Raw genomic sequence first — 19,433 nt, forward strand, 5'->3', positions numbered from 1 at the left:
GGCGGAAGTGAGCCTCCACGTGGGCCCGCCGCATCATGGAAGGCGCGGATCAGTAGGCGCCGCGGATATGGGGAAGCACCTCGTCTTCGTAGAAGCGGCGCAGTCGCGCGCGCTCATCTGGGGAGAAGGGCCTGACCTCGAGCGCGGCCAGATTGTCTTCCACCTGGTGCCGGTTTTTGAAGCCCGGAATGGCGCAGGTCACCTCGTCGTGATCCAGGATAAAGCGGAGCGCGGCTCGCGTCATGTTGCCGCGGCCTTCGCCGATCCAGCGCAGCTTCTCCGCCAGCTCGACGCCCTTCGCAAACCCGAGGCCCGCGAAGGTCTCCCCCACGTTGAACTGTTCGCCGTTTTCGTTGAACGAGCGGTGGTCGTCGGGATCGAAGCGGTGGTCGGGCTTGAACTTGCCGGTCAACAGGCCGCTCGCGAGCGGCAGTCGCGCCAGGATGCCGACGCCCTGCGCCTTGGCCTTCGGCAACAGTTCCTCGGCCGGCTTTTGGCGGAAGATGTTGAAGATGACCTGCAGGGCCCGGACGCCCGGGACTCGAAGGCACAAAAGCCCCTCTTCGACCGTTTCCACGCTCACGCCGTAGTACCGGATCTTCCCTTCCGCCTGCAGCTTGTCCAGCACCTCGAACACCGCGCCATCGCGGAGGATCTCGGTGGGCGGACAGTGGATCTGGTACAGGTCGACAAAATCCCGCCGCAGCCTGCGGAGACTTCCCTCGAGGAAGCGGCGAACCGACGGCTCGCTGTAGGTGGCCGAATCGTGAATGTCGCCCGCTCGGCAGAACTTGGTGGCGATATAGATCTCGTGTTCGCGTCCTCTTGTGGCCTTGGCCAGCAGTTCCTCACTTCGGCCGTTGCCGTACACGTCCGCGGTATCAAAGAAATTCACGCCCGCGTCCATCGCGGCGGCCAGCCCGTCGAGGGCGTCACGCTCGTCCACGCGCCCCCAGTCCCCTCCGATGGACCAGGTGCCAAAGCTGATTTCGCTCACTTGCAGTTCGCCCAACGGCCGGTAGTTCATTCGCTCGCCTCCCTGACGAATGCGCTTTCGCTGCATAAGACACCCACCGAAGCGGGCGCCCGGCTTCACCGAGCCGGGCGAGCCCGCAGATAATAGATGGGCTGTCCCAGCTGCCGGAACCTCGCCTCGTACTCGGTCTGCACGTATTTGCCCGACAGCGTCCCGCCTGGATCGCCCGGTGGAAATCCTCGCTCCACCTCGGCGATTTCCCAGCCGCTCGCTCGGAAGGACTCGAGCGACCACTCGAAGAACTCGGGGTTGTCGGTCTTCTGTTCGAGCCAGGCTTCCGGCCGCATCCACTGCGCGTACCACGCGAGCTTGGCCGGCGCCGTCAGGCGGCGTTTGTGATGGCGCTTTTTCGGCCAAGGATCGGAGAAATTCAGGTACAGCCACGTCACCCTAGGTTCCGTCCACAGAGGGCCGAAGCGCTCGACGTCTCCGACGAGAAACGACAGGTTGTCGAGCCCGTCGAGGGCAGCGCCGTAGGCCGCCTTCGCGGCGACCGCCAGGACCCTGTCCACGCCGACGAAGCGCGTCTCCGGATGCAGGCGGGCCATTTGACGGATGAATCCGCCGCGGCCGCAGCCAATTTCGAGCGCGACGGGCTCAGTCAAGGACTGATACCAAGCGGCGGGATCGCCCTGATATCCGTCGAACAGATGTCCACGACCGCCTTCCAACCACTTCTCGAGGCGATGCCCCGTGCGAAAGCGCATCTTGTCTCCCTCACTTCTCGCTCGATGGTACAAAAGACCTGGCGGCCAATGCAAGCGACGTGACGCCCATATGCGGCAACTGGTACAATGAGGACGAAAGGGGGCTATCCGCATGGGCGAAGCGCTCTTGGTCGTCGACATGTCGAACGATTTTGTGCACGACGAGGGTACCCTGACGGTCGGGAAGCCCGGACAGGCCATCGTGCCCTATATCCTTTCGCTCGCGGACCGCATGCTCGCGTCGGGAGGCGTAGTGGCCATTTGCATGGACGAGCACGACCCAGACGACCGACACTTTCGCGACTGGCCTCCGCATAACGTGCGAGGCACGTGGGGGCAGCAGCTGTACGGAGATCTCGCTGCGTGGTACGAGCGGCACAAGGAACACCCTGACGTGTGGTACGTCCCCAAGCGGAGCTACAACGCGTTTTACAACACGGGACTCGGGGAGCGCCTGCGCGAGCGCGGTGTCCATCGTGTTCACGTGTGCGGCGTGTGCACGGACATCTGCGATTTTCTCACCGTCGCCGGCGCGTACGACGAGGGTTTTCACGCCGCGGTGCACCGCCAGGGATGCGCCACGTTCACGGATCTCGGGGATATCTTCCTGGAGCACATGCGGCGGCTGTTTCACGCCGAGATCGCCTGAAGGTTCAGCCGAGGGGCTGCCACGTGTCGCCCGCGTCGGACGATTCGTAGAGGGTCGGGGCCAGGCGAGCGTCGAGCGCCACGAGGAAAAAGGTGTTGGGAGAAGGCGACGATAGGCTCACCGACGCGGCAGTGGCGATGCTCGCGGGCAGGCCTGCGGCGGCCTGGGTGTACCAGGTCTGGCCGCCGTCGGGACTCACCATCCACGTCTGTTGTCCGGATTTGTCTTCCAGCGCGGCGAGATCGCCGGCGGGCGAGGCGCACATCGCTTCCAGATTGTCCACGCCGATCTCGGCCACATCCCAACTGGACCCGTAGGACGAATTCATCACCAAGAGCTGCGACGCGGAGCCCACCTGGACCTCGACGGCGAGTTGGAGCGTTTCCCCAGGTCCGGCGAGCGCGAGTTCGACGGACGGAGGCTGCGTGATGCCACTTGGGAGATTGATGCTCGTGGGCTGCCAGTGTGCGCCGCCGTCGTTCGTCTCCACGACGTCCACCTTCTTTTCCAAGTCATCCACCACGGCCATCAGGCCGGTCTTGCCGTTTGGCGCGAACGACATCGCGGTGCGAACCCCGTTGTGCGGCAGGTCGCCCGTCGACGTGGCCACGAGTTGCCAAGAATCCCCGCTGTTTTCCGTGCGATACAAGTACTTGGCCGCGACGCCGTCGTAGCCGCCGCTTTCAAAGAGCATCCACCCCAGTCTTCCGGCCATCCATTGGCCGGCCGCAAACTGAACCGCCCCAGTCGGCAGAGGAAGGGTCGTCTCGCGCCAGTGCCGGCCCGCGTCCTTCGTGATCCAGACGTGAGCCTCCTGGTGGCTCACGCTCACCAGCGACCACATCGCGGCGGAGTCGATCACGGCCGTGACGTCGTGCGCGCCTCCCGGCCCGTAGGCGGAGATGTCGTCCGCTGGCAGCGTCGGAAGGGGAACCGATTTCCACGTGTGCCCGCCGTCCGCCGTCTCGTACAGGACAAAGTGGTTCCCGCGATAGCCCCACAGCACCCCCGTGTGAGCGGTCAGCATGCGCATGTGCACGTCGATGGCGCGCAGGCTCGAGGTCAGGGTCGCAACCTGCGCGGTGGCGCGCGACGCAAGGCGCACACCTGGCGCGACGGACGCCTGGCCTTCCAATGGGGGGCGTTTCGCCGTAGAGGTGTCCGCGTGGGAAGGAGAGTCGATTCCGCATCCCGACAGGCCCACGACGACCGTCGCAATTCCGAAACGCACGAGCGTTGACGGGCGCATGCATACCCTCCTCTGACGGGGCAGCTCCCGGCCGAGCATCTCGGCCGATTGTGATCTATCATGAACAATAGGCGCTTTGCAGCCGGAACACAAGCGAAGCCATCGAACCCAACTGTGGAGAGGGAGCAAGGCCATGCCGGCACTCGGACCGTGGTTCACGGCGCTTGGCGCCATAGTGTTCATCTCGCATCCCATCGTACAGCCTGACGTCAGCTCATCGCCAAACGGCGCCGCGGACATCCACGTGACCAGCGCGGCTCGCGCGGGGCTGGCTCCCCAGCGGACCCACGTGCTCGTGGCGCTCGGCGACTCCATCACGTTCGGCTACAATCTTGGGAACAACCGAGAGCCGTCGCCTCTCGCGTTTCCGTATCTGTTCGCGAAGAAGGAAGGTTGGCGCGCCGTCGATCTCGGCGTGCCCGGTTGGACGTCTGGGGACCTGCTGCAGGCCCTCAAGACGGACACCGCTCTGCGCTCTGAGGTCGCCGCCGCGCAGGTCGTCACCGTCGACATTGGGAGTAACGATCTGCTGCTTCCCGCGCTCGCCATGCTGCCGAAGGGCGCGGACTGGGCGCGGGTCACGCCGACGTCCTCGCAGGCGGCGACGTTGTCGTCGGAGTTGGCCCAGGGCATTCAGGACGTGCGAAGCCACCTGGCATCCATCCTCGGTTTGTTGCATCGGTACAATCCGCGGGCAACCGTGATCGTCTACGATCTCTACAACCCGTTTCCAGCTTCGGATCCATGGCTTCATCGGACCGCGGAGGCCGCGATTGTCGCGGCGAACGCGGCCATCGCCGCCGATGCCGTTTCTGCCGGTGATCCCGTCGCGGACGCGTACGACACCCTGACTCAACCTTCCGACGACATTCTGCCGCACGACGTGCATCCGACCGCGCTCGGACAGCGCCTCCTGGCCGAAGCCGGGGAACAGGCGCTCGCCATGGCGCCCATGTTCCAAGCGGCGGCCACGCCGCAGGGGCAAAACGCCATCCTGCAGTGGCTCGGCGACCAGCTCGCGGACGGCACTTGGTGATGGGGCTCGGCGGTGCGCGCGTCCGGCCTGAGACGGCGCGCCTGTGAAATCGAGCTGCCGCGCTGGAGAGAAGAGAAGATAGGAGACAACACGAAGGGGGAGATTCTGTGAAGTCGGAAGTGGAGATGACCACCCACACCCTGGCAGAGGCGCCCACCTCGTTTGGCGCCCGCTTTCGCCTGGCCGCGCTCCTCGGGAGCTTGACCGCCATCGCGCCGCTCTCCATCGACATGTACTTGCCGGCGCTGCCCTCGATGGCGCGAGATTTGCACGCCGCCACGTCGGTCGCCCAGCTCAGCCTCACGGCGTGTCTTTTGGGCTTGGCCGTCGGCCAGTTGTTTGCGGGGCCCTTGAGCGATGCGCTCGGCCGCAAGCGCCCGCTTCTCGTGGGGCTGGGCCTGTATCTGTTCGCCTCCTTCGCGTGTGGCCTGATGCCGAGCGCGTGGGGACTCGTCGTCGTGCGAATGGTGCAGGGGCTGTGTGGATCCGCCGCCATCGTCATCGCTCGAGCCATCGCCCGGGACTTGTTTAGCGGCGTCGAACTGACGCGGTTCTTTTCGCTGCTCATGTTGGTCAACGGCGTCGCGCCGATTCTCGCGCCGGTCATCGGCGGCCAGTTGCTCCGCTTCACCGACTGGCGAGGCGTGTTCGCCATCCTGGGATGTGTCGGCGCGGCGCTGTGGCTCTGGTCGCTCGTTGCTCTGCGGGAGACGCTCGAAGTGGAGCGCCGCAACAGGGCGGGGCTCGGCGGCGCCCTGCGCGCGTTTGGCGCGTTAGTTCGCGATCCCGTCTTTGTCGCCTACGCGTTTTCCCAGGGGCTGGTGTCGGCCGCGATGTTCGCGTACATCTCGGGATCGCCCTTCGTGCTTCAGGACATCTACGGGCTCTCACCGCAGGCGTTCAGCGCGTGCTTCGCGGCCAACGGCATCGGGATCGTCATCGCGTCCCAGATCTCGGGGCATCTGGCCCGGCGCATCGAGGGGCGGAAGATCTTCCGCTTCGGCGTGATCCTCGCGGCGCTCGGGGGACTCGGGCTGCTCGCGAGCGTCCTTCTCGGGCTTGGGCTTCCCGGGATTCTGCCGTCGCTGTTCGTGCTCGTCTCGTGCGTCGGCATCGTGAGCACCCTGGGATCGTCGCTGGCCATGCAGCATCACGACAAGCAGGCCGGCAGCGCAGCCGGTCTCATCGGCGTGTCGCAACTGCTGCTCGGCGCCGCCGCGACACCGCTCGTGGGCCTCGGCGGATCGCATGACAGCCTGCCCATGGGCGCCGTGATCGCGGTGGCGGACGTGGGCGCGCTCGCGTGGTACGCGGTGTGGTCCCTCGTCATCGCGCGCACGGAGAGGGAGGTGGTTTCATGAGCGAGACCGGGACGCCGCCTCGCCCGGCGCTCGATCCGTACGAGGAAGAGAAGCAACATTTGGAACGCGTGCTGGACATCATTCGAGGGGCGCTCGAGTCGGGGCCCAGGATGCCGGTGCGCGACGAGGACGACGAGGATGCGGACGAGGCGCTGACAGCCGACGTCGTCGCCGACGTGGCCGTCGCCGAGATGGCGGAGGAGCGGCGCCATCAACTCCGGCGTGCGCTCAGCGATCCGTACTTCGGCCGCATTGACTTTCAGCCCGAGGGGGAGGCCCCTCAGAAGCTCTACATCGGCAAGCAAGGCATCGATCATCCGTCGACCGGCGAGCGCGTGGTCCTCGATTGGCGCGCGCCTGCCGCGAGTGTGTTTTACTCCTTCACCGGCCAGGGAGACGAGGCGCGCTACGAAGCTCCAGGCGGCGAGGTCCGCGGCACCGTGTCGCTCAAGCGAAACATCGTCGTGCGCGACGGCGATCTCGTCCGCGTCGTCGACAGCTACGTGAAAGGGCAGACGCAGGCGGGCAGCGTCGATGAGTTTTTGCTTTACCGCCTCGCGGATTCCAAGGACAGCCGGTTGCACGATATCGTGGCCACGATTCAGGCCGAGCAGAACGAGGTCATCCGCGCGGACAAAAATGTGCCCATCCTCATTCAGGGCGTCGCGGGAAGCGGAAAGACGACCGTCGCGCTGCATCGGCTCGCCTATCTGCTGTATCAGCATCCGGAAAAGCTAAGGGCGGATAAGATGGTCATCTTTGCGCCCTCCGCGATGTTCGTGGATTACATTTCCGAGGTGTTGCCTGAGCTCGGCGTAGGGGATGTCCAGCAGACGACGTTCGCGGCGTTTGCGCTCCGCGTGTTGGACCATGTGGTGCTCCTGCCCGATCCGGCCAAGCGGCTGCGCGAGCGATTCGCGCTTCGGCCGTCGCAGGCGTACGAGGCGATGCGGCGCGAGATCGAGGTGAAGGGGCGGGTGGAGACGCTGGAAGCCCTCCAAGCCTTCCTTCAGGACATGGAGAAGAAGATGGTGCCGAAGCGAGACGTGCCGTCTCCGGTTGGGCCGCCCATCTCCGCCGAAACCATCGCCCGCTGGTTTCACGTGGAATACGCGCGCTACCCCGTGCGCCAGCGGCGAGATCGCGTGGTCGCCCGCGTCAAGCGGCAGTGGGAGATGCAGGCGAAGGAGGCGGGCAAGGCGGATAAGTCCACCAAACGGCAGATTGCGGCCGCCGCACGCGAATTCGAGCGGGCGTGGCCGGATCTCGAGCCTCTGCCCATCTACGAGTCGTTCCTGCGGCATCATCCTGATCTGTCGCTTGCGTCCATCCAGCGTCCTACAAAATACGGGGCCCGGCCGCTCGTGGAACCTGAAGATCTGCCGCTGCTCCTTGCCATTCATCAGTGGCTTCACGGGGTGGACGCGCGGGATGTGTTTCACCACGTCGTGATCGACGAGGCGCAGGATTTCTCTCCGGCGCACATCCGGGTGCTGCAGGCGTACTGTCCAAGCCTGTCCTTCACCATTCTGGGGGATCTTTCTCAGAGCATTCACAGCGAGGCAGGGTTCCGGGACTGGGACGAGGTTCGAGCGCTGTTTCCAGGCGGAAGCCGGTACGTGGAAATGTCGGTGTCGTACCGCTCAACCTACGAGATTGTGTCGTTTGCCAACCGGATCCTCGAACCTTTCCGACCGAAGGTCCTGGCGAAACCCGTGTTTCGAAGCGGCGATCCCGTCGTCGTCGAGCCCGTGGCCTGGGACGGCCGGTTCGATGCGCTCATGGAGCGGTTGTCGGAGGAGAGCCGGAGAGCGACCACCATCGCGGTGTTGACGCGGACGGAAGAGGATGCGCACGTGTATCATCAGATGTGCCTGGAGTCGGGGCTCGACGCTCATCTTCTCACGGCGACCCAGACGCACTACGAAGGCGGCATCAGCGTCGTGCCCGTTTACCTCGCCAAGGGGCTCGAGTTCGACAGCGTCATCATCGTCGACGCCGACGAGGCCCATTACCGCGCCGACGAGCGGGACGCCAAACTGTTGTACGTCGGATGCACGCGGGCGTTGCATCGCCTGAGACTGTTGTACTGCGACCGCCCGTCGCCGCTCATCCAGTGGGCCGTGCCAGATTAAATTCTTGTCTTTTGGCGCCGAAACAGGAGGTTTCGGCGCCTTCCTTTCGCGAACAAGTGCCAAGAAAGACAAGAACGATGGAATTTACGACTCCCCTGCGCGCAGGGATTCTTTTATAATGTTTCGAGAGAAACCGTTTTCATTCCTCGTGGGGCGCGAGGGGAGGGCTAACGTGAGCGTGCGCATGCCGAAAAAGACAAATGTTTCATCCTCGCTGCACGCCATCCGGGAAGTTCGCACCAGTTGGCCGTCTGTCACCTGGGACGTGCTGCAGCAACACCCCGTGGAACTCGATTTCCGAGAAGTGGAAAGGGCGCTCGACGGCGTGCGGGATCGCCAAGCGTGGCTGGTGGTCGTCGTCCGCAGTTCGCGCGTGGTGCCCATTTACCCGTTCCTAGCGCAGATTCAGTCGGCGGGCTTTGACTGTGTGCACCTGCTGTCTTGTGACGCGGCCGCCTACGTCATGACGCTCGCCGCTCATCACCCGGAGCGGGCCATGGAGGGTTTCGAGTCCGCACTCGCGAGATTGGCCGCGGATCGGACGCTCGTCGGCGTGAGTTCCGCGTGCGACGAGCGGGAGGTGGTGCGCTGGTGGCAGGCGCTGATGGAGGCCACCGCCGCGTCGCACTGGAACGTGTTTGAATCGTCCGCCTACTCGCAGGGAAGGCGCGAGCTGGTGCCGCTCCACGAAGAGGACAGAACTCGGTTGATCACGCGGGCCGTCACCCAGCTCGGCGATCGCGGCTATGAGGGCATCGCGTCGGTCGTGGAGGATTTGTTCGCGCAGTTGGCGGAGCGGCCGACGAAGCTCGAAGACGTGGCGGAACTCTGCGCTCAGTTCATCATGGCGGCCGTCGGCCAGCGCCAGGCGGATGGGCGGGATCGGATGCTCCAAGTTCCCATCTCGACGCGCCAATGGCTTCGTTTTGTGGCCGAGGAATGCCCGAAATGGTGGGATTGGCGCGACAAGCTGAAACAGGCGCTGATGGTGGTGCTCGGGCGCGAAGAGGCGGTGCGCACCGCGCACAGCGCGCAGATCGGTCAGGTCATCGAGATCATCGAGCGGCACTATGACTCGGATCTCGATGTGGCGACGCTCGCGAGTCAGGTGTTTCTGAGCCCCAGCTACCTCTCCAAGCGATTCAAGAGCGAGACGGGGATGACCATTCGGGAGTTCATCGTGCAGACGCGCCTGAACAAGGCGAAGGATCTACTGCTGCGCGACTTTCACCTCAAGGCGTACGAGGTGGGCGCGCACGTCGGCTATCCGGACCCGACGTATTTCAACAAACTGTTCAAACGGCAGGTGGGGCTCACGCCAAAGGCGTTTCGCGATCGCGCCATGCGGCAAGCCCGGGGCTTCAAGCAGGAGGATTCGCGGTCTTCCTGATGAGTGGGAAACGAAACGGCCGCTCGACGGGGCCACGATGGGCCTCATCGGGTGGCCGTTTGTCGTTGCGGCGTCAGGCTCGGCGGGGGAGGCGAAGGCTCATCGCGAGGACCAGGGCTCCAAGGCACGCAAGCACGGCCGCGAGGACGTGCAACTCGGAGGTTGTGAGGCGGGCGCCGAACAGCAGGCCGAGGACGACCGTCGACAAGATGGTCCCCATGTAGCGAGCCATCTGGAACAGCCCGGATGCGGTGCTGATGACCTCGCGTGGGCTGGCCGCAAAGAGAGCCGTCTGCAGTCCGACGTTGTTGAAGCCGTTGGACAGCCCGAGGACGGATAACACCACGCACAGCCACCACACGGGCGACGCCGTGTGCAGGGTCAGCATGAGCAGGCTGCCCGCCGTCATGAACACAGCGGCGAGGACGAGCGGCGGTCGAGAGCCGCTGCGAGCCACCCAGCGCCCCGTGATGGGCGCCGTGATGAGGCTGAAGCCAGCCACCGCGAGCATGATGAGCCCCGTCTCCTGCGAGTCAAAGCCGCGCACTTCCTGCAGATAGGTCGGCATGCCAAAAAAGATGGAGTAGAAGATGATGTTCACCGTGGTGAACTGCACCAACACCCAGGTGAGCGACGTGTACCGCTTGAAAAAGCGCAGGCTCAAGAACGGGCTCGGCGCGACGTGCTCCCGCCACCCGAAGGCTGCGAACGCCACAAGTCCCGTGACGGCAGCCCACCACGCAGGCCGTTCGGTGAGGGACAGCAGAAACACGAGCGACGTGGCGATGGCAAGGATGAACAGGGCGATGCCGGGCAGATCGATCTCGCGCAGCACTTCCCGAGCGCTCTGGTGCTCGCCGCGGCGGGGGTTAGGCAGCACAAAAATCGCGAGGAGGAAGCTTGCTACGACAAACGGAAAGTTGACGAGAAAGATCCCCTGCCAGTCCAGGTAGTTCATGATGACGCCGCCAATGGACGGCCCGAATGCAGCCGCCCCAGACGAAAACACGGACAAGAACGCGAGCGCCTGCGCCTGCCGGTCCGTGATGACGTTCCGCACAATCCCCATGCCCGCGGGATAGATGGCGCCGCTCCCCAACGACTGAATGAGGCGGAAGACGACCAGCCATGTGAACGACGGCGCGAAAGGGGCCAATGCGCAGGACAGCGACACAAGCGCCAGTCCGATGAGAAACAGAGGTTTTCGACCGACGAGATCGGCCACCTTGCCCATGATGGGTTGGGCCACGGCGCTGGCTAGGTAATACGAGGAGATGAGCCAGGAGGCCGTGGTAAAATGGACATGAAACACGTGTTCGAATTTGGCCATGGCCACGGAGATCATGGACGAGTTGAGCGGGTTCAAAAGCACGCCGAGCGCGATGGTGACCAAGAAGAGGGCCCGGCGCCCGCCGCGCGGTTCCCCTGCGGACACGGTGATGGTGGACATGCGCCTTCCTCCTTGCATACTCGGGTTGAATTATACGCTTCTCGAAAGATGTCTTCCAAATCGTTGGGGGTGTTGGGGATGCGCGCGGTGAAGGTCGTGAATGAGGCGCAGTTGCGCGATTGCCTGTCCATTCGGCGGCAGGTCTTCATTGAGGAACAGCGAGTTCCGGAAGAATTGGAGATCGACGAGTTCGACCAGCCGGATCGGGCGGTTCACGTGCTCTTGTACGACGACGCCGGCGCGCCGGTGGCCACGGCACGGTTTCGCCCGTACCATCCCGGGGACGGACACACGGCCAAAGTGCAGCGCGTGGCTGTCCTGGCGCACCTGCGCGGCCGCGGGCTGGGGCGGCGCGTCATGCAGGCTGTGGAGGAACTGGTGCGCGAAGCGGGATTTCGCGAAATTGTGCTCGACGCGCAGCTGCACGCCGAGCGGTTTTACCAAAAGCTCGGCTACCGGCGCGCGTCGGACGACGTGTTCGACGACGCCGGCATTCCTCACGTTCGGATGCGAAAATCGCTCATGTGAGGCGCGCGATCACGTCCTTCTGATCCGGAAATCGGGAAGCCACCTCCTCGCGCGACACGAGCTCGAAGTCCTGAAAGTCAAATCCGGGCGTCACCATGCAGCCCACGAGCGCGAATGCCGCGCCTTCTCCTGGAATGAGCTCGGCCCCGAAGATGGTTCCGGCGGGAACCAAGACCTGAGGTTCTCTGCCGGGCGCGTCGGGCAGGCCGAGTTCCTGCGCCTCGTAGCGGCCGTCGGGATGAAACAGATGCACGACGAGAGGCCGGCCGTGGTGGAAGTACCAGATCTCGTCGGAGCGCAGCCGGTGCAGGCGAGACACGTCGCCTTCCGGCAACAGGAAGTAGATGCTGGTGGCGCTGCGGCGCGTGCCGCCATACGCCGCGATGGTGGCCGGATCGCAGAGGTAGCGCGGGGAGTGATAGATTTCGCGATAGTACCCGCCTTCGGGGTGCGGGGCGAGCTGTAGGCGTTCGATCCATCTGCGTGCGTCGGTGTTCATGGAAGACCTCCTTGCTCCATCGCGCCCGGCGCGAAATCTCTCGGCCATTTGAATCGGCCCCGATGTTTTGGCACGATAGAGGACGTTGATTCTTGACGATTATCGCACAGGCGCAAAACTCGGAAGAAGGTCAGGTGCTGCGCTTTGAAACCTATCGACGTGCAGGCAGTGCAGGCTGCGTTGAACCGCTTTGTCGGAGACGACGTGTATTTGCACCTGGAGACGACCAACGGCGCGTACGCCGCGCACCGGTTCGGGCAGCCCATGGCGGTGTGCGCCTACATTCGAAACGGGCGCGTTCGATTTGAGCGGGCCGCCATCGCCGGGAATCGGCCCTACCGCGTCGGGCTCAAGATGGAAAACGGCTGGATTTACGCGGAGGGACTCACGGACTACGAAGTGGACGAGAAGGGCAGGTTGCTCTTGGCTGGCCACGATGACGAGGGGCGGCTCGCGGTTGCGCTGCAGCTTTCACGCACCCCTTGGCCCATGAGCGCGATTGAGGAGGAGGCGTGATCGATGGCACAAGTGGAAAAGACTCGTCACTTGCTGCTCGTGTATCCCCATCCAGACGACGAGTCGTTCGGCAAGGCCGGGACCGTGATCCTGTTCACCCGCGCGGGCACGCCCGCCACCCTCATCTGCGGCACGCTCGGCGAGCTGGGGCGCAACATGGGCAACCCTCCCATCGCCAACCGGGAGACCCTCCCGAAGATTCGGCGGAAAGAACTCGAACAGGCGTGCGAGATCCTCGGCATTCGCGATCTCCGGCTGCTCGGCCTGCGGGACAAGACCGTCGAATTTGAGGATCCCGAGCGGATCGCGGATCGGATCGAAGCCGTCATCCGCGAGGTGAAGCCGTCGATTCTGATGACGTACTACCCGGGACTCGGCGTGCATCCCGATCACGACGCCATGTCGAACGCGGCCGTGATCGCCGTGAAGCGGCTGCCCAAGGAGGAGCGGCCGGTCATCTGGGGCTCGGCGGTGGTCCACGAGCCCGAGAAGATCCTGGGCGATCCCGACTTTGTGATCGACGTGTCGAGCGTCCTGGATCAGAAGCTGGCGGCGATGAAGGCGCATCGCTCGCAGTTCTCGGGCATCTTCGCCCGGGTGGAGGAGGCGCTCGCCGCAGGCGGAGAAGCTCGGGAGGAGGTCCTGCGCCTCCTGGGGACGGAGCGGTACTGGGTCTACCGGATCGACGATTGAGGGGGGTCCGCATGATCCGCGTGCTGTTTGTGTGTCTCGGAAACATCTGTCGATCCCCGATGGCGGAGGCCGTCTTTCGCGACATGGTTCGAAAGGCCGGCCTCGAGGGCGAAATTGAGGTCGACTCCGCTGGCATCGGCGACTGGCACGCTGGCGATCCGCCGCATCACGGGACGCGCCGCGTGCTGGAGCGGTACGGCATCGACTACGCGGGCATTGTGAGCCGGCAGATTCGCCCGGAGGACCTCGAGCGGTTCGACTACATCGTCGCGATGGACGAGTCCAACATGCGCGCCCTGGAGCGGCTCGGCGCGAAGCGGTCCGATCGCGTCTTCCGGCTGCTGGATCTCGTCCCGGACGAGCCGGACGAGGTGCCGGATCCGTACTACGACGGCCGCTTCGAGGAGGTGTACCGCCTGGTGCGCCTCGGCTGCGAGGCGCTGCTCCGCCGAGTCCAGGCGGATCTCGCCAAGGCGTGATGGAACATGTTCTGGTGTATGCGGGCCCGGGATCTCCGGGCCCGCGCTCGTCTTCGGAACCCATGCACCTGCATCGGCATACACATGGGCGAACGGCTGAATCGGGTGGAGGATACGACATGACGACCATTCATCGAAACCAACTGCGGCGCGTTCGCACGGTCTTTCTTACGGGCGCGTTTCCAGATGGCCCGCTCGCCGGGCGCACGCTCGCTGCCGTTCGCCTGCCGCGCGGCGGCATCTATCAGGTCTGGATTGGTTGTGGCGACGAGGTGGCGGCATGGGCGCGCCGCGCTCGTGGAAGGCTCGGTGGCACCGTGGCCATCGGCGCGTGGGTGGATCATGGCACGTTCGAGTTGTCCGTGGAGCGGTGGCGCCCGCTTTCGGGCATGGCGCCGAAAAGCGACGGCAAGCGGGTCGTCGGGCTGGCGCGCCCGCTCCTTTTCGCCATGGCGGCCGCGGACCGCTATTTCATCGGGGCGCACGACGGCGCGGCGGATGCCGAGATTGTGGTGCGCGACGCGAGCGGGGAGCGCTGGCCGGCGGGCACGTGGCGCGACTTTCTCCCCAGGCGAGTTCACCGGACGCGTTAAGAAACATGACGAGATCGAAGAAAAAACCTCGTTTTTTGTAAGGTATTCTTACAAAAGGCGTTGATCCGACCCACGCGATGCGCTACGCTACAGACAACAGGGCACGCCCTGGTCCGCATTCTCTCGCGGAGGGTCGATCTCGATGGAACCGCCATTCGAAACGGTCATCTTCACGCAGGCCGATGAGGCGCGCAACGAGTTGATGATGCGGGAGCTCAAGGAAGCGGTGGCACGGAGCCAAATCCGCGTCGTCGACATTCGGCGGTATCGGGATCAGTTGATCGTCACCTTTCGCCGGCTCTCGTCCTGAGACGGGCGGGAGCCGCCCGGCCCACGCGCCGGTCGCTTCAGGCTGTCCACGCCACTCCTTCTCTTGGGCGGATCGACGCGATCCGTCCTCTTTTTGTGTCCGCGTCATGCCGCCGTGCGGTCGAGTGGCTTTGGGCGCGCCGAGCAGTATAATGAAGGCTGAAGGGAGCGAGAGCCGTGGAAGAGATCCGCACGAGCGAACGGTATCGGGAAGCGGTGCAATCGGGCCGCGTGGTGGTGGAATTCTATGCGACGTGGTGCCCAGACTGCCGTCGCATTGAGCCATATTTGGGGGAATGGGAAGAAAAGTACCGTGAGCAATTCACGATGGTCCGCGTGAACCGGGACGAGGTGCCGGACCTGGCGGAAGAGCTCCAGATTCTTGGAATTCCGACCTTCCTCGTCTACGACCAAGGCCGCGAGGTCAAGCGGCTCTTCAGTCGCGACGCGAAGTCCAAGGAGCAGGTGGAGCAGTTCTTGGACCAGGCGTATGCCTGATTTGTGCGATCACGGCCGCGGGCGGATGCCGCCCCTGCGGCCGTTCGCGTCAGGAGAGGGGCAGAGAGCGGTATGACGTCGTTGCACCACTTTTTTCATCCGAAGGTGGTTGCCGTCGTGGGCGCGTCGAGGAACAAGGATCGACTCGGCCACGTCCTGTTTCGCCACATCTTGAACAGCGATTTTCGCGGGACGGTGTATCCTGTCAATCCGTCCGCGCAATCGGTGGCCGCGGTGCGCGCCTACCCCAGCCTGCGCGACGTCCCGGAACCCGTCGATCTGGCGGTGCTGGTCGTGCCCGCTTCGCAGGTCTTGTCCGTCATCGACGACGTGATCGCGGCGGGCATCAAGCACGTGATGATCTTGTCGTCTGGGTTTTCTGACATGGACAAACCCGGGGAAGAGTTGGAGCGCGAGATTTCGGAGAAGCTGCGCGCGGCGGGGTGCCGTCTCATTGGCCCCAACAGCCTCGGCCTCATCCAGATGGACAGCGAGACGCGGCTCAACGCGAGCTTCGCGCCGAAGGTGCCGGAGTACGGTCACGTCGCCATCGCGTCCCATTCCGGCGCGCTCGGCATCACCATTCTGGACTATGCGGCCTACATTGGCTTGGGCGTCGCCAGCTTCGTCAGCCTGGGCAACCGCGCGGACGTCTCCGGCAACGATCTTCTCCAGTATTGGGGCGACGATCCGGCCATCGAAATGATCCTCCTGTACCTCGAGTCGTTCGGGAATCCGAGGAACTTCTCTCGGCTCGCCCGGCGCATCACCCGCCAGAAGCCCATTCTGGCCGTCAAGAGCGCCCGAACGCCCGTCGGGCACGATGTGGCGAACGCGCGCACGGTGTCCGTGGCGGCCGAGGACGCGACCGTGGAGGCGATGTTCCAACAGGCCGGCGTGATTCGCGTGGACACGCTGCAGGAGCTGTTTGACGTCGCCGTCCTGCTGAAGGCAGGTCCCACGCGCGGCGGACGCCGCGTGGCGGTCGTGACCAACACCGCTGGAGGGGCCGTGATGACGGTCGACCGCATCGTGCGGGAGGGCCTGGAGTTCGTCGGGCCGGTCATCAACGTCGGTTTCGAGACGCTCGCCGAGAGCTATCGCGAGGTGTTGCCGCAGGTGCTGCGCGACCCGAGCGTGGATTCCGTCATTGTGCTCTTCACGCCTGTGGGTCCGTCCAACGAGGAGGCCGTGCGCGTCGCCATTTCTGCGGCGCTGTGCGAAGTGGCGAACGATCCGCCCGTCCCCGGCGTCCGCCATCCGTACGAGAAACCGGTGGTGGCCAACTTTTTGACCACAGGCGACTACCGCGTGCGGATGCTCGAGGTCGACTCGGAGCGGCAGATCCCCATCTATCCGTTCCCGGAGCAGGCCGTTCGCGCCCTCGCGAAGGTGGTGGCGTACCACGAGTACCGCGAGAAGGATCCGGGCGTGATTCCGTTTGTCGACGGGATCGACACGGACCTGGCCCGGACGCGCATGTACCAGGAAATTTCCGCGACGTCGTATCGAGGCGAGGAGGACGTTCAGGGGCTCGTGACGCTCGATTGGCCCGCCGTGCGCGAAGTGCTGGCGGCCATCGGCCTCGATGCGGCGGATGCGCCGAACGAACAAGCGGAGGAGCAGGCGAGCTTCAACATCGTCGTGGAGACCGATCCGCTGTTTGGCCCGCTCTTGCGCCTGTACCTTTCCTCGGAGGAACGTGGCGCCGCAGCACTTCGCCGCTCCGCCAAGACCCTGCCCACGGTGCGCCTCTTGCCGCTCACGGATGCCGACGCCAGAGAGCTCTGGAGCGACGCCCTCGTCAACAGCGCTTCGTCGCGGATGAAGCCGCACGAAGAGGTCGTGATCGACGCGATGATCCGCATGTCGCAGTGGGTGGAGGACGTGCCGGAGATTGCGGAGGCGGATCTGTACTTCGTCATTGAGGGGGACCGCGCCGTGTGCGTGGCGGGCCGAGTGGAAGTCGCGCGGCGCAACGGGTAACATAGCATGCAAGAGGGGAGGCCTTGCCATGGAACACAGGAGGCTCATCATCCTAGGGACGGGGCCAGCCGGATACACGGCGGCCATTTACGCAGCGCGAGCGAATCTCGAGCCGCTCGTGTTTGAGGGCGATCAGGCGGGCGGCCAGTTGACGATGACGACGGAAGTGGAAAACTTCCCTGGCTTTCCGGATGGCGTCATGGGCCCTGAGCTCATGGAGGCCATGAAAAAGCAAGCGGAAAAGTTCGGCGCGGAGTTCCGATCGGGTATCGCGACGGGGGTGGATCTGTCGCAGCGCCCGTTCAAGGTCGTGATCGACAAGGAACACGAATACACCGCGGATGCGCTTATCGTGGCGACGGGCGCTTCGGCCAAGCTGCTCGGCATTGAGGGAGAGAGCGAGATGATCGGCCGGGGCGTGTCGACGTGCGCCACGTGCGACGGGTTTTTCTTTCGGAACAAGCGCGTCATCGTGGTGGGCGGCGGCGATTCGGCCATGGAGGAGGCGACGTTCCTCACGAAATTCGCGTCGGAGGTGACGATTGTCCACCGCCGCGAGGAGTTCCGCGCGTCGAAGATCATGCAGGAGCGCGCCAAGGCGAATCCGAAGATCCGGTTTGTGATGAACGTCCAGTCGAAGCGGGTGCTGTCGGATGGCAACAAGGTGACGGGGCTCGAGGTGGTGGACAACCGGACGGGTGAGACGAAGGTACTCGAGGCGGACGGCGTGTTCGTCGCCATCGGCCACAAACCGAACACGGACTTCCTGCGCGGCCAGCTCGAATTGGACGAGATTGGGTACATCATCACGAAGGGCAACACGTCGGAGACGAGCGTGGAAGGCGTCTTCGCCTGCGGTGACGTGATGGACTCCCGGTACCGGCAGGCCATCACGGCGGCGGGATCCGGCTGCAAAGCGGCCATGGACGCGGAGAAGTTCCTGGAGGGCCAGGCGGCACACGATTGGTCGGTGTCGCTCAACGCCTGACCTCTGGACGGGATTTCTGGTTCCGGCACCGTCTGCATGTCGGGTGCGACGATGGCGCATACTTCAGGCGAAACACCCACTTCAACGAAGGAGTGACGCCTAGATGCAGCCGATGCAACCGACGTATGGTGCCCAGGGGCAGGGCCAGGGAATGGGCTACAATGCGCAGGTGTATCAGCAGATGCGCCAGTTTGCCACCCCGGCCGAAACGGTTCATCAGCACATGCAGCAGGACGCGCAGTACGCGCAGCCATCGTATGGTTACGCACCGATGGGGACCATGGGCATGGGCCACAGCATGCTGAGCCAGTTTGGGTCCAATCCGCAGATGGTCCGTCAACACATTCAACAGGACCTGCAGGCGTACGGCGGGCAGCCGATGGGACAAGCGATGGCGGGGATGTATGATGGCGCTGGGTATGCTGCGGGCTACGGCTCGTACGGTGCGCCTCAACAGGTACATGCCGTCTCCATGCAGGGGCGCCAGGCGTACCAGCAGTCGGCGAGCCAGGGACAGGGTGGCTACGGCATGTCGCCCATGGGGTATGGTTCGCCTTCTGGTATGATGGGAGCCCAGGGCCACGCTCAACCGTACCAGCAGATGATGCACATGCAGCCCGCGCAGCAGCCTTATGGTTACGGGATGCAGGGCCATCCGTCGCGCGGCGCGTTTGCGCAATATGGGACGGATCCCCAGGTGGTGCGCCAACACATCCAGCAGGATCTGGGATATTACGGCGCGATGCAGTGACGCAAAGGGCCAGACGCCAAGAGGGGCGGCTGGCCCTGTTCCTTGTATCTCGCCTCGGCGGCGATTCGATTCGGTCCAGTCCTTCAGTCCTCGAGCGCCCCGCGGATGGTATCCACGAGTTGGTCCACCTCGTTCGCCTCTCGCAGTGCGCTCACAAAGTCATCGTGCATGAGCTTGCGCGCAAGTTTTGACAGCAGCCGAAGGTGGTCATCGTGAGCGCCTTCCGGCACCAGAATGAGGAACACCGTGTCGACGGGAGCGCCGTCCAGGCTGTTCCAGTCCACTGGCTTTGCCAACCGGGCGAACATCAGCGCGGCCTTCCGCACTGCGGAGGACTTGCCGTGCGGAATGGCAATGCCCTTGCCAAATCCGGTCGTACCCTCTTGTTCACGGTGCTCCACGGCTTCCACGGCGCGACCGACGTCCTCCACGTGGCCCGAGCGGTGAGCCAGTTCCACCATCCGCCGAATGACGTCGGCTCGCGTCGCAACAGACTCGTCCAGAAAGCACACGTGCTCGCGCGTCAGCATCGTCATCTGCTTCGACCTTCCTTTCCTCACGAATCCCCAAGTCGCGTGAT

At 64.4% G+C, this 19,433-nt stretch carries 21 protein-coding genes; 15 read left to right on the forward strand and 6 right to left on the reverse strand.

Annotated elements, in window-relative coordinates; all coding sequences use genetic code 11:
• Positions 1-49: 49 nt before the first annotated feature.
• Positions 50-1,027: an aldo/keto reductase gene (locus tag AACI_RS04345; RefSeq protein ID WP_012810263.1), complete on the reverse strand. Its 978-nt coding sequence runs from the start codon at positions 1,025-1,027 to the stop codon at positions 50-52.
• 65 nt (positions 1,028-1,092) lie between these two features.
• On the reverse strand, positions 1,093-1,743 hold the full coding sequence (gene trmB, locus AACI_RS04350) for a tRNA (guanosine(46)-N7)-methyltransferase TrmB (RefSeq protein WP_012810264.1): 651 nt from the start codon (positions 1,741-1,743) through the stop codon (positions 1,093-1,095).
• Between the two features lie 112 nt (positions 1,744-1,855).
• On the opposite strand from trmB, the gene AACI_RS04355 reads away from it, so the two are divergent.
• Entirely contained in the window at positions 1,856-2,392 is a 537-nt protein-coding gene (locus AACI_RS04355) for a cysteine hydrolase family protein (RefSeq protein WP_012810265.1), read from the forward strand.
• A 4-nt stretch (positions 2,393-2,396) separates the two neighbouring features.
• Here the strand turns inward: AACI_RS04355 and AACI_RS04360 are convergent, their stop codons facing one another.
• Positions 2,397-3,641 carry a WD40/YVTN/BNR-like repeat-containing protein gene (locus tag AACI_RS04360; RefSeq protein WP_012810266.1) on the reverse strand — a complete coding sequence of 415 codons (1,245 nt, stop codon included), beginning with the start codon at positions 3,639-3,641 and terminating at the stop codon, positions 2,397-2,399.
• Positions 3,642-3,774: 133 nt separating this feature from the next.
• Here AACI_RS04360 and AACI_RS04365 point away from each other — a divergent pair, with 133 nt between their 5' ends.
• The 4 genes from AACI_RS04365 (at position 3,775) to AACI_RS04380 (ending at position 9,563) form a co-directional block, all read left to right on the forward strand.
• Positions 3,775-4,677: an SGNH/GDSL hydrolase family protein gene (locus tag AACI_RS04365; RefSeq protein ID WP_012810267.1), complete on the forward strand. Its 903-nt coding sequence runs from the start codon at positions 3,775-3,777 to the stop codon at positions 4,675-4,677.
• Between the two features lie 107 nt (positions 4,678-4,784).
• Positions 4,785-6,038: a multidrug effflux MFS transporter gene (locus AACI_RS04370; protein WP_012810268.1), complete on the forward strand. Its 1,254-nt coding sequence runs from the start codon at positions 4,785-4,787 to the stop codon at positions 6,036-6,038.
• On the forward strand, positions 6,035-8,173 hold the full coding sequence (locus tag AACI_RS04375; protein WP_012810269.1) for a HelD family protein: 2,139 nt from the start codon (positions 6,035-6,037) through the stop codon (positions 8,171-8,173). The genes AACI_RS04370 and AACI_RS04375 overlap by 4 nt, the downstream gene beginning before the upstream one ends.
• A gap of 172 nt (positions 8,174-8,345) precedes the next feature.
• Complete coding sequence (locus AACI_RS04380) at positions 8,346-9,563, forward strand: helix-turn-helix transcriptional regulator (RefSeq protein WP_012810270.1); 1,218 nt, start codon at positions 8,346-8,348, stop codon at positions 9,561-9,563.
• 73 nt (positions 9,564-9,636) lie between these two features.
• On the opposite strand, the gene AACI_RS04385 is transcribed toward AACI_RS04380, so the two are convergent.
• A complete protein-coding gene (locus tag AACI_RS04385; RefSeq protein WP_012810271.1) occupies positions 9,637-11,013 on the reverse strand; it encodes an MFS transporter in 1,377 nt (458 codons plus the stop codon).
• Between the two features lie 78 nt (positions 11,014-11,091).
• On the opposite strand from AACI_RS04385, the gene AACI_RS04390 reads away from it, so the two are divergent.
• Positions 11,092-11,541, forward strand: coding sequence for a GNAT family N-acetyltransferase (locus AACI_RS04390; RefSeq protein ID WP_012810272.1), 450 nt, complete (start codon positions 11,092-11,094; stop codon positions 11,539-11,541).
• On the opposite strand, the gene AACI_RS04395 is transcribed toward AACI_RS04390, so the two are convergent.
• Entirely contained in the window at positions 11,534-12,040 is a 507-nt protein-coding gene (locus AACI_RS04395; RefSeq protein WP_012810273.1) for a cupin domain-containing protein, read from the reverse strand. The genes AACI_RS04390 and AACI_RS04395 overlap by 8 nt on opposite strands.
• A gap of 144 nt (positions 12,041-12,184) precedes the next feature.
• Here AACI_RS04395 and AACI_RS04400 point away from each other — a divergent pair, with 144 nt between their 5' ends.
• The 9 genes from AACI_RS04400 to AACI_RS04435 all read left to right on the forward strand — a co-directional run bounded on the left by AACI_RS04400 (position 12,185) and on the right by AACI_RS04435 (position 18,853).
• A complete protein-coding gene (locus tag AACI_RS04400) occupies positions 12,185-12,556 on the forward strand; it encodes a YojF family protein (RefSeq protein WP_012810274.1) in 372 nt (123 codons plus the stop codon).
• A gap of 3 nt (positions 12,557-12,559) precedes the next feature.
• On the forward strand, positions 12,560-13,249 hold the full coding sequence (bshB2, locus tag AACI_RS04405) for a bacillithiol biosynthesis deacetylase BshB2 (RefSeq protein ID WP_012810275.1): 690 nt from the start codon (positions 12,560-12,562) through the stop codon (positions 13,247-13,249).
• 11 nt (positions 13,250-13,260) lie between these two features.
• Positions 13,261-13,728: a low molecular weight protein-tyrosine-phosphatase gene (locus AACI_RS04410; RefSeq protein ID WP_012810276.1), complete on the forward strand. Its 468-nt coding sequence runs from the start codon at positions 13,261-13,263 to the stop codon at positions 13,726-13,728.
• Positions 13,729-13,847: 119 nt separating this feature from the next.
• Positions 13,848-14,321 carry a hypothetical protein gene (locus tag AACI_RS04415; RefSeq protein WP_012810277.1) on the forward strand — a complete coding sequence of 158 codons (474 nt, stop codon included), beginning with the start codon at positions 13,848-13,850 and terminating at the stop codon, positions 14,319-14,321.
• Between the two features lie 142 nt (positions 14,322-14,463).
• Positions 14,464-14,631 carry a hypothetical protein gene (locus AACI_RS16525; RefSeq protein WP_012810278.1) on the forward strand — a complete coding sequence of 56 codons (168 nt, stop codon included), beginning with the start codon at positions 14,464-14,466 and terminating at the stop codon, positions 14,629-14,631.
• A 176-nt stretch (positions 14,632-14,807) separates the two neighbouring features.
• On the forward strand, positions 14,808-15,128 hold the full coding sequence (locus tag AACI_RS04420; protein WP_012810279.1) for a thioredoxin family protein: 321 nt from the start codon (positions 14,808-14,810) through the stop codon (positions 15,126-15,128).
• 72 nt (positions 15,129-15,200) lie between these two features.
• Positions 15,201-17,114 carry an acetate--CoA ligase family protein gene (locus AACI_RS04425; RefSeq protein ID WP_012810280.1) on the forward strand — a complete coding sequence of 638 codons (1,914 nt, stop codon included), beginning with the start codon at positions 15,201-15,203 and terminating at the stop codon, positions 17,112-17,114.
• Between the two features lie 28 nt (positions 17,115-17,142).
• Entirely contained in the window at positions 17,143-18,102 is a 960-nt protein-coding gene (gene trxB / locus AACI_RS04430; protein WP_012810281.1) for a thioredoxin-disulfide reductase, read from the forward strand.
• A 103-nt stretch (positions 18,103-18,205) separates the two neighbouring features.
• Entirely contained in the window at positions 18,206-18,853 is a 648-nt protein-coding gene (locus tag AACI_RS04435; protein WP_012810282.1) for a hypothetical protein, read from the forward strand.
• An 83-nt stretch (positions 18,854-18,936) separates the two neighbouring features.
• Here AACI_RS04435 and AACI_RS04440 read toward each other — a convergent pair whose 3' ends face one another.
• A complete protein-coding gene (locus AACI_RS04440) occupies positions 18,937-19,389 on the reverse strand; it encodes a PTS sugar transporter subunit IIA (protein WP_148213731.1) in 453 nt (150 codons plus the stop codon).
• Between the last annotated feature and the right edge of the window lie 44 nt (positions 19,390-19,433).

It is taken from the genome of Alicyclobacillus acidocaldarius subsp. acidocaldarius DSM 446 (assembly GCF_000024285.1).
Classification (GTDB): Bacteria; Bacillota; Bacilli; order Alicyclobacillales; family Alicyclobacillaceae; genus Alicyclobacillus; species Alicyclobacillus acidocaldarius.